Source organism: Cyanobium usitatum str. Tous (assembly GCF_963920485.1).
In the GTDB taxonomy this organism is placed as follows: domain Bacteria; phylum Cyanobacteriota; class Cyanobacteriia; order PCC-6307; family Cyanobiaceae; genus Cyanobium_A; species Cyanobium_A usitatum_A.
On the sequence record NZ_OY986431.1, the window covers coordinates 1,484,115 to 1,497,085 of the forward strand.

General features: G+C 63.1%; 12 protein-coding genes. 5 read left to right on the top strand and 7 right to left on the bottom strand.

Translation table 11 applies throughout. The annotated features are described in order from the left end of the window. Positions 1-212: 212 nt before the first annotated feature. The gene (locus U9970_RS08045; RefSeq protein ID WP_322763796.1) at positions 213-1,061 is read left to right on the top strand and encodes a GlcNAc-transferase family protein; all 849 of its coding nucleotides are present in this window, start codon (positions 213-215) and stop codon (positions 1,059-1,061) included. On the opposite strand, the gene U9970_RS08050 is transcribed toward U9970_RS08045, so the two are convergent. The 4 genes from U9970_RS08050 to U9970_RS08065 all read right to left on the bottom strand — a co-directional run bounded on the left by U9970_RS08050 (position 1,058) and on the right by U9970_RS08065 (position 7,968). After that, complete coding sequence (locus U9970_RS08050; RefSeq protein WP_322763797.1) at positions 1,058-2,584, bottom strand: hypothetical protein; 1,527 nt, start codon at positions 2,582-2,584, stop codon at positions 1,058-1,060. The two genes, U9970_RS08045 and U9970_RS08050, sit on opposite strands and share 4 nt — an antisense overlap. Before the next feature lie 86 nt (positions 2,585-2,670). Continuing rightward, the gene (locus tag U9970_RS08055; protein WP_322763798.1) at positions 2,671-4,053 is read right to left on the bottom strand and encodes an HlyD family type I secretion periplasmic adaptor subunit; all 1,383 of its coding nucleotides are present in this window, start codon (positions 4,051-4,053) and stop codon (positions 2,671-2,673) included. Positions 4,054-4,090: 37 nt separating this feature from the next. Beyond that, the gene (locus U9970_RS08060) at positions 4,091-6,223 is read right to left on the bottom strand and encodes an ATP-binding cassette domain-containing protein (RefSeq protein WP_322763799.1); all 2,133 of its coding nucleotides are present in this window, start codon (positions 6,221-6,223) and stop codon (positions 4,091-4,093) included. Next, entirely contained in the window at positions 6,220-7,968 is a 1,749-nt protein-coding gene (locus U9970_RS08065; RefSeq protein WP_322763800.1) for an ABC transporter transmembrane domain-containing protein, read from the bottom strand. The genes U9970_RS08060 and U9970_RS08065 overlap by 4 nt, the downstream gene beginning before the upstream one ends. Positions 7,969-8,129: 161 nt before the next feature. Between U9970_RS08065 and U9970_RS08070 the strand changes: the two genes are divergently transcribed. Next, positions 8,130-8,801, top strand: coding sequence for a hypothetical protein (locus tag U9970_RS08070; RefSeq protein WP_322763801.1), 672 nt, complete (start codon positions 8,130-8,132; stop codon positions 8,799-8,801). Here the strand turns inward: U9970_RS08070 and folP are convergent. The 3 genes from folP to U9970_RS08085 form a co-directional block, all read right to left on the bottom strand. After that, complete coding sequence (gene folP / locus U9970_RS08075; protein ID WP_322766070.1) at positions 8,798-9,583, bottom strand: dihydropteroate synthase; 786 nt, start codon at positions 9,581-9,583, stop codon at positions 8,798-8,800. The genes U9970_RS08070 and folP overlap by 4 nt on opposite strands. Positions 9,584-9,654: 71 nt before the next feature. Then, a complete protein-coding gene (gene tpiA, locus U9970_RS08080; protein ID WP_106632960.1) occupies positions 9,655-10,383 on the bottom strand; it encodes a triose-phosphate isomerase in 729 nt (242 codons plus the stop codon). Between the two features lie 28 nt (positions 10,384-10,411). Next, positions 10,412-10,609: an RNA-binding S4 domain-containing protein gene (locus U9970_RS08085; RefSeq protein ID WP_322763802.1), complete on the bottom strand. Its 198-nt coding sequence runs from the start codon at positions 10,607-10,609 to the stop codon at positions 10,412-10,414. A gap of 35 nt (positions 10,610-10,644) precedes the next feature. On the opposite strand from U9970_RS08085, the gene U9970_RS08090 reads away from it, so the two are divergent. From U9970_RS08090 to U9970_RS08100, 3 genes are read left to right on the top strand one after another with little or no spacing between them, the layout of a single operon-like run. Beyond that, complete coding sequence (locus U9970_RS08090; protein WP_322763803.1) at positions 10,645-12,384, top strand: ABC transporter ATP-binding protein; 1,740 nt, start codon at positions 10,645-10,647, stop codon at positions 12,382-12,384. Further along, entirely contained in the window at positions 12,384-12,683 is a 300-nt protein-coding gene (locus U9970_RS08095) for a hypothetical protein (RefSeq protein WP_106632963.1), read from the top strand. The genes U9970_RS08090 and U9970_RS08095 overlap by 1 nt, the downstream gene beginning before the upstream one ends. Before the next feature lie 14 nt (positions 12,684-12,697). Next, positions 12,698-12,940, top strand: coding sequence for a DUF6447 family protein (locus U9970_RS08100; protein ID WP_241518353.1), 243 nt, complete (start codon positions 12,698-12,700; stop codon positions 12,938-12,940). Positions 12,941-12,971 lie beyond the last annotated feature (31 nt).

Genomic DNA, 12,971 nt, shown 5'->3' on the forward strand with positions numbered 1-12,971 from the left:
TGCAGTGCATCCGACTACACCAATGGGAAATCACGGTGTTGTCACCCTGGAGGCGGCCCTGGAGCGGGTACAGGAGGCTAAAAAGCCTCAAATTCGCTGCGGTGCATGGGATTTAAGGTGTCTGAGAACTGGCTGAGAAATTACCCTGAAGACCATTCGGATCCGTCTACTCCAAAGCCAATAGCATTGAGAAGAAGTCGATAACTTGCGACGTGGCGGCACCAACGGCACCGCTGCTATTTGTCTCCGTGGCCTCTTACAACGACCCGGAGCTGCTGCCCACCCTTCACGACGCCTACGCCAAAGCGGCCCACCCCGAGCTGCTGCGCTTCGGGGTGGTCGACCAATGCGTGGAGGATCGATATAAAGCACTGCCCTCATGGAAGGAGCAAATTCGCTACCTCTGGATGCAAGCGCGCGATGCCCGGGGTGTTTGCTTTGCCCGCTCGATCATCCAGGGAATGATGGATGGGGAAGCGTATGTGCTGCAGATTGATTCCCACATGCGATTTGATCCCGAGTGGGATCGCATCCTGATCGATCAGCTCCGCAGAATCGGCGATGGCCGCGCGCTGCTCACCGCCTCGCCCATGCCTTGGACTCCAGAAGCTGGCAACACCCCTATGCCCGCAGGCAAGGTGATCAAGCTTGAACAGCATCCTGATTACCCATTGCGCAACCGGGCATCCCTCCTGCCCAACCCCAGTGGTGAACCCATCCCGGGCCAGCGGCTAGCCGCCGGGTGTTTGTTTGCCGCTGGCCACCTCTACGACGAGGTGCCCTACGACCCCCACCTCTATTTCAACGGGGAAGAGCTGGTGTACGCCCAACGCTTAATGGCCCGGGGCTGGACGATTTATCACCCCGCCGTGCTGCCCGTTTATCACCTCTACAAACAAGCTGACGGGGATCCCAGCCTGGTGCACTGGGGCAAAACCGTGGAGCGCTACTGGGATCACCAGGCGCTGCGCAGCAAGGGCGAGCGACGCATAGCCGAAGCCCAGGCGAATCGCCTGGGCCCGGTGTATTCCCTCCAGCCCGAGGAACGCCCCAGCACCTAGCCACCGCCGTCGTCGGCACCATCCCCTGCGTGGAACACCGCATCCAGGGGCAGATCCATCAGCAGCGAACTGTCGACCTCCTCCTGCTGTTCAAAGGCTGCATCGGCAAGAGCGCTGTCGTCGCCGCCCCCATCCGCGAGGTCATCGAGAGCCTGGTCTTCGGGCAGGTTCACCTCCTGGCTGAGCATCAGCGCCAAGCCCAGATCAGCATCGGCCAAGGCCTCCGGCGGATGGGCCTCGATCTCAGCCTCGAAGGCCTCCACCACAGCTCCCAGATCGGCACGAGCAGCTGAATCCGCAACAGGGTTCTCGGCGATGGTGATCACCACGTCGTCATGGTCGTCCCAGTCGGAACCGATCACCCTCTGGGTGTCCAAATCCAGGGCGGGCACATCGTCATTGATGTCAAACACCAACAACTCCGGCGTGTCTTCTGTGATGGCATCGGCAATGGCCGTGACCTCCACCCGAAACACATCGCCCGTGAGATTCACGCCATCGCGCACGGCCTCCAGCGTCACCACCAGTTGGCCATCCACGAGCTCGCTGGCCACCACATCCAAACCGGGATCCTTGCTGGTCACTGAGAAGGCCCAGTCCTCCGGCTCGGCGGTGGTCACGACCGCGTCGTCGTGCTGGTCGTGCACATCCAGGAACACCTGAATGCGCTGGCCCTCATCGAGCTTGAAGCTGCCCTGGTTGAAGGAGACATCAAACAGGGTGCCTGCCTTCTGGCCCCGCTCAGGGTTTTCCCAAATCTCATCGCCACCGGTCTTATCGCCAGCCTGGGGGGTCTGGTCGATCTTCCAGCGGCCTTCTATGGGTGGATCGGTCGGAGGATCCGTGGGTGGATCGGTAGGCGGATCGGTTGGTGGATCCGTTGGAGGATCGGTAGGCGGATCGGTCGGAGGATCAGTAGGCGGATCCGTTGGGGGATCTGTAGGCGGATCGGTTGGTGGATCCGTTGGAGAATCGGTGGGCGGCTCTGTTGGAGATTCAGTTGGGGGTTCGGTTGGGGGTTCGGTTGGGGGTTCGGTTGGGGGATCCGTGGGCGCCTCAGTTGGAGCTTCTGTCGGCGCCTCAGTGGGGGCCTCGGTGGGAGGTTCCGTTGGGAACTCCGTCGGGGTTAGGGCGTCGGGGAGGGGAAGACCAGTGGCCCCGGCCCCAGCGGAGCCCACAAACGATTCCGTGGCACCAAGGGGTTGAGCCAGGCCGGCGGCGGTGGCCAGCAGGGCATCCGCGCCGCCACCCCCCAGCACCTCAAGACCTCCAACTTCATCCACCGTGGGCAAGGACGTGGTGACCTCCAGCGCAGGAACGTGGCCAACCGGGGCCTCCTCGATCGAGGTGGCCATCACTCCCTCTCCCACCGGGGTATAGCCCTCGGGGTTGGGCACCTGGCCGGCGGGATCCACCTCCAACTCATTGGGAGGGTTGCCCGCCAGGCGGTTTTCATCTTCCTGGGCCTGGGCGGAGGCGTTGGCCTCGTTGATCGGGCCTTGGAACAGAACGGAAACGGTCATCACTCCCCCCATACGTCTCTTAACTGCACACTAAAAAGGCCGCCCGAAGGCGGCCATGGGAAGAACCGAACCCAGCTAGCCGGGTCTCAGCGCGACTCGCGCAAGGCCGAATCGAGGGTGCGGGTGAAAGGCTGGAAGATGTAGCGCAGCACGCTGCGCTGGGGGCCCTTGATATCAGCCACCAGGGGCATACCCACGGCGATCGGATATTTGCGGTTGGCCACATCCACAAACTGACGATCTAGTTGGATGCGGGCCTTAAAGTAGTACTGGCGATCGTCGGGATCTTGCACTGAATTACCGCCGATGCTCAAAACCCGGCCGGGCACCGAGCCATAGATGGTGGAATCGAAGGGTTGCAATTTCACATCTACCTTTTGCCCAGGCCTAACGAAACCGATATCACCCGAGGGCACCCGCACCTCTACATACCTCTGCGTGGTGTTTGGCACCACCGAAAGCACCACTGCACCAGGACCCACGACCGCACCAGGGGCCTTAAAGCGCAAGTCGCTCACTACACCATCCACAGGGGAAATGATCTTGGTGCGCTCCAGCTGGTTGCGCACTTTCTTGATGTTCTCGGCCACCACTGCCTCCTCATTCACCAGTTGGGCAATCTGGGAGTTCTGCTCAAACACCAGGCCCGACTTAACACCGCTGAAATTCGCTTCCGCCTGGCTCAGAGCCTTCAGCGACTCATTACGAGCACCACGCATCTCGGCAAGCTTGGTATCAATGTCGAGCAGGTTGAGGCGCGACGCAGCACCGGAGGCCACCAGGCTCGCCCACATCGCCCGCTGCTCTAAGTAGAGAGCGATCTGATTATTAAGGCCCGTCACCTCGGCGCGCTTCTCAGCCACTATTTCCTTAGAGGCCTTGATCTGGTCACCGGTGTTGTCCAGGCGACTATTGAGCAGGTTTATCTGAGCCTTGCTCACCTTATTGCCGTCCTTGATGCCATCGGTGGGCGGAAGCACCCGCTCGCCACGGATCGCCGCCTGCAGTTGCTGTTGCTGCAGCAGGAGGTTCTTGAGCTGCTGCTCAGTGGCCTCGTACTCACTTCCCACCAATTTCGGATTTAGCTCAAGCATCACCTCGCCCTTACGCACCTCCTCGCCTTCGCTCACATCCACCCGAGACACAATGCCGCCCTCGAGGTGCTGAATCACATTCACCTCGCCCTCGGGAATCACCTCGCCGGAGGCATTCACCACCTGGGTGATGGGGGTGAGCGCAGCCCAGGGGAAGAAAATCAAGGCCGCCGCGCCGAGCACATAGAGGCTGAGCCGCAGGTAGCGGTTGTCGGGTTTTTCCTCCAGCTCCAGGGCCTGGCTAAGCCGGCTGCGGCCCACCAGGGTGATCGCATCAGGGCTATCCATGCCGGGCAGCCGCGATAGCAGGCCGCCAGCGGGCGGCAGGGCCAGGGAGGAGGAATCGGCAGGGTCGGTAGCTGGGGTGGAAGTCATGGCGATGAAGGGGGCGTTGGATCAAAAAAGGGGGAAATCAGGCTGGTGTCTGTTGCATACGCGCTCGCAGCTCCTCAGCCGTGCCCTGGAACGAGGTGACGCCTTTATCAAGTATGCAGAGGCGATCTGCCTTCTCCAGCAGCAACTTGTTGTCGGTGGCCAGGATGATGCTGCGGTCCTGACCGCTGAAGGTGCAACGGCGCAGCGAGGGCAGGGCCTCCAGCACCGCCTGGAACTGATCCGGGGCCAGGCCCTGGCTGATGTCATCGATCAACAGGATCGGCGTGTCCTTGATCAGGGCCTGGGCCAGGGCCATCAACCGGCGCACCCCATTGGGCAGCTGATAGGCAACCTCATCGGTGAGCGGCGTTTCGAAGCCATCCGGCAAGCCATCGAGGAAAGCAAGCAGGCCCAGGCTGGCGCAAATCTGGCGCACCCCAGCCACGGTGGCGTCTGGGTTCATGGCCGTGAGGTTGCTCCAGATCGTGCCGGGCAGCAGCTCGCTCTGGGGCATCAGGTAGGCGATGTTGCGCTGGATCGCCTCGGCGCTGAACTGGCGGTAGTCCTTGCCGTCAAACAGCAGGGTGCCGCTCACCAGCGGATAGAGCTGGTCGACAACCCGCAGCACCGTGCTCTTGCCGCAGCCGGCATTGCCCGTGATTGCCAGCAGTTCGCCCGGCGCCACCGAAAGCGACACCCGGGTGATCACCAGGGCACCCTCGCTGCCCAAACGGCAGGCAGCTGAATCGAGCAGGATCGAGCCGCGCATCCGCGGCGCACCAACTAACGCACCGGCAGAACGATTGCTGCTACGCAGCTTGAAGAATTGATCCAGCTGCCCGTATTGCTTGCGCATCGAATCGAAGCGCAGCAAAGCGTTCATCAGCTGCTGAAACGGCGTAAACACCCTGAACACAAAGAACATGGCGGCAATCAAGTTGCCCATGGCCGCCGGGCCCTGATCGCTCGAATAGGCCATCCAGACGCCAATGGCCAAGGTGAGCACACTCGCGAGCTGGGAGGTGGTGCTAACGAGCACCTGCAGCCGGCCCACCTGGCGGTTGATCGTGAGGCCACTGCTGGTGCTCTGGGCCGACAGGCCCCTAAGCCGCTGCAGCCACACCCACTCCACGTTCGCCAGCTTCACTTCCAGGAAGCGATTCACCAGCTCCTGCTGGGCTTGGGTGATGCCAATGCCCGTGGCCAAATTGAGCTCGGAGGCACCGGTGTAGTAGCGCGAAAGCAGCCACACCAGCAGGCCGCTCAGCACCATCAGCACCAGCGGCACAAACACCAGCGGGCCAGCGATCACGGCGATGGCGCCCAGGTAGATCACCACAAAGGGGAAATCCAGGCAGGCCAGGGCCAGGGGACCCTGCAGGTAGGCCAGCAGGCCGTCAAGATTGCGCAGCCGGTTGGTGAGGCCGTGCTGGCCCAGGGTCTCGATCTGGCGGAAGTCGAGGCCAAATAGCTTCTCCACCAAATTCACTCCCAGCAGGGCATCGAGCCGACCCGATAGTTGGGAGAGCAAGGTGGTGCGCCACTGGCGCAGGATCCAATCCAGCACAAACAGCAGCACCACCCCCAGGAAGATCCAGAAGGTGGAGAGCACGCTGGTGCTCGGGATTGAAACGTTGTAGATCGCCCGGATGTAGAAGGGCAGGGTCATGGCCAGCAGGGCCAGGACAAAGCTGATGCCGTAAAGCACCGAGATCCGGTTGGTGAAGCGGTAGAGGATTTGCTGCAGCAGGGTCACCCGCTCGGTGCTGCCCTTGTCCTGCAGAAACACCAGCTTGCCGCCGGTCGGCAGGCTGTATAGCTCAACGCGGCCATTGACATTGCCGGCCACAAGGTCGCCCTTGCTGGTGCGCGACAGCACGAAGGGCACGTTGTCGGGCCCCACATACAGGGCAGGCAGCCGCTGGGGATTGAGCTGGTTCCAGCTCTCCAGCCCCTCAATGCGGCTGCCGTAGCCAAGCCGCAGCAGCAGGTTGCGGGCATCCACCAGATCCATCTGGCGCGGATCGCTGCCGATCAGCTCAAACAGCTCATCGGGGCGGCCAGTCCACAGCATCTGCTGCAGCAGCAGCCGCACGCAGAAGGCCATCGGCGCTTCGGCGCTGAGGGTTAGATCGCGCAGCAACATGGCGCGGGAAGCAGAAATAGTCATGCGAGCACCTCCCGTCCCAGGGCCGGCATATCGATTTGCTGGTCACTAACCGAACCGAGCACCCGCCCGGCGCCACTGATCAGCACGGTCGTGCGTCCCTTGGTGCGGCCCAGGATGCGTTGCAGGCCGTCGATGAATTCCTTGCCATAGGAGCAATCGCTCAGATCCAGCAGCAGCAGCTGGGGTGAGCTAGCTAAGGCGGTTACCACCTGGAACAGCTGCTGGGCATCGCGGGACAGCCCCGAGGGCACGGAAGTGCCCATCGCCGTGTTGTAGCCCTGGGGCAACCCCCGCACCTTGGTGTCCAAGCCGGTGAGGAAAGCCCAGAACAGGGCTCGGCGCTGGTAGCGGCGCGGCTGATAGCTGGTGATGTTTTGCAGCAGGGTGCCCTCAAAAAACTGGCGCGAGGGATCCACGTAGCTGATGCAGTCGCGCAGGGCATCGCGGTGGTAGCTGGCAACCGGCAGGCCGTTGAGCTGCAAACGAGGATCGGGCTCGATCTGGATCAGGGCCATAAATAGGTGGCGGGCGCTGGCGCCAAATTGCTGGTCGCGCAGCAGGGCCACCGAACCATTGGGAACCACCGCCAAGGGCTGGCCATCGATCGCCAGGCTGAGGGCACCATCGGCGCTCAGGGCCAGTTTTTTGTCGCCCCCTTCAGCTTCCACCGGTGTGGCCATCAGGGCGTCGTATTCATCGCGGGAGTGGGCCAGGCGGCGGTAGCTGTTCCACAGGCCCATGGCCTGCTGCCAGGGGTTGAGAATCTTGCCCGCCAGCAGCAGGGCTGCGGCTAGGGCACCCACCAGCAGCCTTCCCTGGATCACCAGCAGGGCACCCCAGGTGACGATGCCCGCAAAGGTGAGCTGGCTCATGAGTGAACCGAAGGCTTGATATTTGCCGCTGAAGTTGTTGTTCACCATGCGCTGCCAGGCCAGCTCCTCCTGGCGCTGCTCGTTGCCCACCAAAAACTGCCGGCCCAGGCCATTCGACTTAATCAGGTCGATCGAGCCCATCAGCTTGGTTTGGTAGCTGAGCCGCTCCAGCTCCAGCCGGTCGCGCTGCTTGCTGATCCCCTCGTAGTCGCGAGCGAAGGCCAGGGCCCGCAGCAGGTAGATCACGATGGCGATCACGGCCACGATGCCCACGCTGCCCGCAATCAGGAACAGCACCAGCACAAACAGCAGCGAGAACACCAGGTCGATCGCCGTGGTGAGCGACTGCAGGGCACTCTCATCGCGCAGCAGGTTGATGCTGTTAAGCCGCTCCAGGTGGGTGGCGGGCGGAACCCTCAGGTAATCGCTCAGGCGCATCTGGGAGAAGTGCGCCAGCCCCTCAAGGCGCCGCTGGTGCTCTAGCCGGGCGCCGTCACCACCGGTGAAACCGAGCCGGACCGTTTTGAGCCAGCCGCCCAGCACCATCAAAAGCACCACGGCCACCGTCATAACCACCAGGCTCGACATCGAGCCACTCGGTAAAACCGACGTGTAAACGATATTTATGTAGAGAGGGGATGCCAGTTCCAGCAGGTTGATCAGCACCGAGGCGATCAAAATGGGACCAAGCTGATACTTACTCCAATCAACCTCGCCAAGGGACTGGAAAAAGCGGTGGTTCACCAGCTCTTCGATCAGCTCCCTACTGGTGCGCCAGCCATCCTGGATCCAGTTGATCAGCAGGCTTGGGGCCTGCGCCAGGGCATGCCAGAAGGATCGGTGCGGCTCTCTGGCCTCTACGGTATGAGTCAAATCGACGCTGCAATCAGGCCAAAACTAAGTTCACTACGCTCGTTTTGGTCTAATCGTCAGGAAAATCCAGACAATTTCCTAAATTTATTCTGGCAGTAGCCGGCTAGATTGATTTTGAAAGAACTACGCCTCCCCGCGCAGTACCCGTTCAGAGCTGAGCTATGTACCGGTTCCGTCTGAGTTCGGAGCAAGTCCAATTGGAGCTTGTTGCCAATGGCAATAGTGCCCGCCTGCCGTTTCAGGTGATTGGTCCCACTACCGAGGTGGCCTTTCTTGAAGAGCTGATCGAAGAAAGTCTCGGCAGCCTCACCCTCAACCCACGCGAGCTATTTGGCTTCCTGGGCAGCGACCCTTGGGTTATTGAGGCTTTCCAGGCGCCTCTGGTGGTGGAAGGCGATCTCAATGCTGCCGCCAGCACCGACACCAGCTTCAAGCGCCAAACCCTCGGCAACAAGCTGGTACAGGCCGGCGTGCTCGACATCGAAGAGCTGGAGCAGCTGCTAGAGGAGTATCGCCCCTTCGCTGAAACCCAGCGCTTCGGCGAATTCCTACGGCTCAACTTGCAGGTGCCGCCCCAGATGCTGGATCTGCTACTCAACCCCGCCCTGTTCGATGAGCAGGGCTTCAATGAGAAGCGGCTGGGTGAGCGCCTGGTGGAAACGGGTTGCATCACAAGCGAGCAACTTGATCAAGCCCTCGACTTGCAACGCAGCAAGGGCGGCCGGGTCGGTGAATTGCTGGCTGAGCTCGGCTTTATCTCCCCCACCACCGCCCGCTTCTTCTCGCTGGCCAAAGTCAACGAGAAGGGCCAGATCGATTACCAGGCCGGCTAAGCGGGCAAAAGCGCATCGGCCATCCGGGCTACCTGCACGATGGGTCCAACGTCGTGCACTCGCAAGATGCGGGCCCCCTGGGCAATCGCCTTGCTGCACACCGCCGCCGTGCCCCATAGCCGGGCACGGGGCCTGGGCTCGTTCAGCACCGCGCCGATGAAGCGCTTGCGTGAAGGCCCCACCAGTAGGGGAAAGCCTTCCGTCGCCAGGGTGCCTAGGCCCCGGAGCAGATCCAGGTTGTGGTCGGTGTCCTTGGCGAAGCCCAACCCCGGATCCCAGATCAGCTGCAGCGGGCGCACCCCCGCCGCCAGAGCCATTTCAGTGGCAGCCAGCAGGCCAGCCCGCACCTCCGCCACCACATCGCCGTAGTGGGCAAGGGAGTTCATGCTGCGGCTATCGCCGCGGCTGTGCATCAACACCAGGGGGCAGCCGGCAGACGCCACCAAACGCAGCAGGGCCGGATCCCGCCGGCCGCCGCTGACGTCGTTGATCCAGTCGGCGCCCACCGCTAAGGCCGCCTCTGCCACCGCCCCATGGAAGGTGTCGATCGAAAGCAGGGCGCCTGGATGGGCCGCACGAATGGCAGTAAGAGCGGGCAGCAGCCGCTCCAGCTCCCGCTCCGGGCCCACCTCCTCGGCGCCAGGCCTGGTGCTCTGGGCGCCAAGATCCAACACATCGGCTCCCTGGGCCAGCATCCGCCCAGCGGCGCGGACCGCCTGCGCCACGCTGGCGAGGCGGCCGCCGTCGCTGAAGGAGTCGGGGGTGAGGTTCAGCACCCCCATCACTGCGGTGCGCTCGCCCCAGGCAAAACGGGGTTGATCGATCACGGGGGGCCAGTCTCAGGGAGCCAGTCTCAGCGGCCGTAGTTGACGATGCGGGCAAAGCTCACCGGATCGAGGGAAGCCCCACCCACCAAGACGCCGTCGATGTCGCTCTGGGCCATCAGATCGTCGATGGTGGCAGGGTTCACCGAGCCGCCGTATTGAACCGTGACGCCGGGGTTACCCACCCAGCCCCGGATCAGGCCGCAGATGCGGTTGGCCTCCTCAGCGGCGCAGGTCTTGCCGGTGCCAATCGCCCAGATCGGCTCGTAGGCCACCACCACCTGGGTGGGATCCACATCCTCAAGGCCCTGTTCGATCTGGCGGTGGATCACCCGCTCGGTTTCATTGGATTCCCGCTGGTCGAGGCTTTCGCCCACGCACAGGATCGGGATCAAGCCATGGCGTTGGGCATTGCGGGCGCGCAGGTTGATCTGCTCATCGCTTTCGCTGTAGTACTTGCGCGGCTCACTGTGGCCAACGATGGCGTAGCTCACCCCGTGCTCCAGCAGCATCGGCGCCGAGATCATGCCCGTGTAGGCCCCCTGGTCTTCCCAGTGCACGTTTTGCCCAGCAAACTTCACACCAGCACCCTCCAGGTGGCGGCAGAGCGTGGGAATCGAGGTGAAAGGCGGAGCGATCACCACCTCCCGATCGTCTGGGGAGTCGGCAATCAGCGGCCGAAACGTGGCCGCAAAAACCCGCGTCTCAGCGCAGGTCATGTGCATCTTCCAATTACCCGCGATCACGGCCTTACGCATCGGCCCTCTCCAGCACTGTCAGGAAAACCTAATGGGCCGGCGGCCTGGTCCCCATAAACAGCAGCTCACGGCCGTCGATCTCGACCGCATCACCGGGGGCCAACTGACGACCGCGGCGAGTTTCGATGGCGCCATTCACCCGCACATCACCGCGTTGAATGCGCAGCTTGGCTTCACCGCCGGTGCCCGCCAGGCCTTGATATTTGAGGAATTGATCGAGTTTCAAGGGGCGGCTTGGGGGAGCAGCGATAGCGTTAGCGCATGCTTGCACCCGCGCCGGCCGGCTTTCGACAACTCTGGCCGCTGCTGAGACCCCACCGCCGGCGCCTGCTGGCAGGTGGGCTGTGCATGCTGCTCTATGTGGCCTGCTGGCCGCTGCTGGCCTGGCTGGCGGGCCAGCTGATTCCGGCCATCGGCGCTGGCAACTTCCCGGTGGTGCTGCGCACGATCGCCGCGGCCCTGGGGCTGTTTTTGGTGCAGAAGGCGGCCCAGTTCGGCCAGGACACCTTGCTGGCAGGGCCCGCCCTGCGGGTGAGCCAGGAGTTGAGGCGAGGCCTGTTTGCCCGACTGCAACGGCTGGAATTCGGCGCCCTCGAGAAGCTCTCCGCCGGCGACCTCACCTATCGCCTCACTGAAGACGCCGACCGGGTGGGCGAAGTGATCTACAAAACCATCCAAGACACCACCCCCAGCGCCCTGCAGCTGGGGGTGGTGCTCGGCTACATGGTGTGGCTCGATTGGCCCCTAGCCCTGGCCACCCTGCTGCTGGCGCCGGTGGTGGTGCTGCTTGTGAGCAGCTTTGGCGCCCGGGTAATGGCCGCCGCCGAACGCAGCCAGAAGCAGGTGAGCGAGCTGGCGGGCCTGCTGGGCGAAGCGATCGGCGGCCTGCCCCTGGTGCGCGCCTTCGCGGCCGAGCCCTGGCTGCAGCAGCGCTTCGACACCGAAATCGACCTGCACCGCCGGGCCCGCTACCGCACCCTCAAGCTGCTGGCCCTGCAGCACCCGGTGGTGGGCTTTCTGGAAGCTGCCGGCATCCTCACCGTGCTGCTGCTCGGCGCCGCCCGGATTCAGGCCGGCGGCCTCAACAGCCAGGGCTTCAGCAGCTACGTGGCGGCCTTGCTGATGTTGATCGACCCGATCTCCCACCTCACCACCAACTTCAACGAGTTTCAGCAGGGCCAGGCCTCGCTGCGGCGACTGCGGGCGATCGAGGCCGAACCGGTGGAGGCTCCAGACCGGGCCACAGCCCAGCCCCTCGGCAGCGTGCGCGGCGAGCTGGTGCTCGAGCAGGTGCGCTTCGGCTACAACCCCACCCAAGCGGTGCTGCACGACCTGGATCTGCAGGTGCGGCCAGGCCAGGTGGTGGCCTTAGTGGGTCCCTCCGGCGCCGGCAAAAGCACCCTGTTTTCCCTGCTACTGCGCTTCAACACCGCCCAGCAGGGCCGGGTGCTGCTTGATGGCCACGACCTAGCCGACCTGCGGGCGCGGGAGCTGCGCCGCGCCATAGCCCTGGTGCCCCAACAAAGCAGTGTGTTTTCTGGCACGGTGGCTGAAGCGATTGCCTTCGGCCGCCCCGCCAGCGAAGCCGCCATCCGCCAGGCCGCCAGCCTCGCCAACGCCGCCGGCTTCATCGAGGCCCTGCCCCAGGGCTACGCCAGCCGCATCGAAGAGAGGGGCAGCAACTTCTCTGGCGGCCAGCTGCAACGGCTGGCCATTGCCCGCGCCGTGCTGGGCAACCCGGCGGTGCTGCTGCTGGATGAAGCCACCAGCGCCCTCGATGCCGAAGCGGAGGAGGCGGTGCAGCGGGGCCTGGAGCAGGCGATGGCGGGCCGCACCGTGCTGGTGATTGCCCACCGGCTAGCCACCGTGCAGGGTGCAGACAGAATCCTGGTACTCGATGGCGGTCGCATCGTCGAACAGGGCAGTCACAATGAGCTGATGGCGCAGGCGGGTCGCTACCGCGAGCTCTGCGAGCGCCAATTCATTCATCTGCAAGCCTGATGTCTTGGGAATACCGGGTGATCCACATCAACGTGGAGAGCGGCAATCCGCCGGGTCCTCCCTCACCCAAGGCAGATAGTGAGCGGCTCGGCGGCGCCCTGAGCCCGGAGTTTCTTAAGAAGGAATTCCCGCAGCAATACGACGCCGCAGCTACCAAACCACGCCACCCAGCTGAACAGCTGCAGTTTTTTCTCAATGCCCTCGGCAAAGAAAACTGGGAGATGGTGGAAGCAGCCCAGGTGGGCCCGCTGCTGATGTTTTTCTTCAAGCGACCGGGTGGCCTGCCACCCGTATCCTGAGGGCTGAAGATTTTTTGCCACTCGTGGACAACGTCGCCCAGCAATCCGACAACCAGCCGCCCGTGCTCACCTTCGAGGGCAAGCGCTACGACCTCAACGGCTTGCCTGATGAGATGAAGGAGCTGGTGCGTGGCATGCAAGTAGCTGATGCCCAGCTACGCATGCATGAAGACACCCTGAAAGTGCTTGCCGTTGGCCGCCAAGCTATGGCAAGCCAGCTCAACGACAAGCTGCAAAACATCACCCCCCTTCCCTGAAAAGAGGGGTGATCTGATGGTGGTGGGTAGG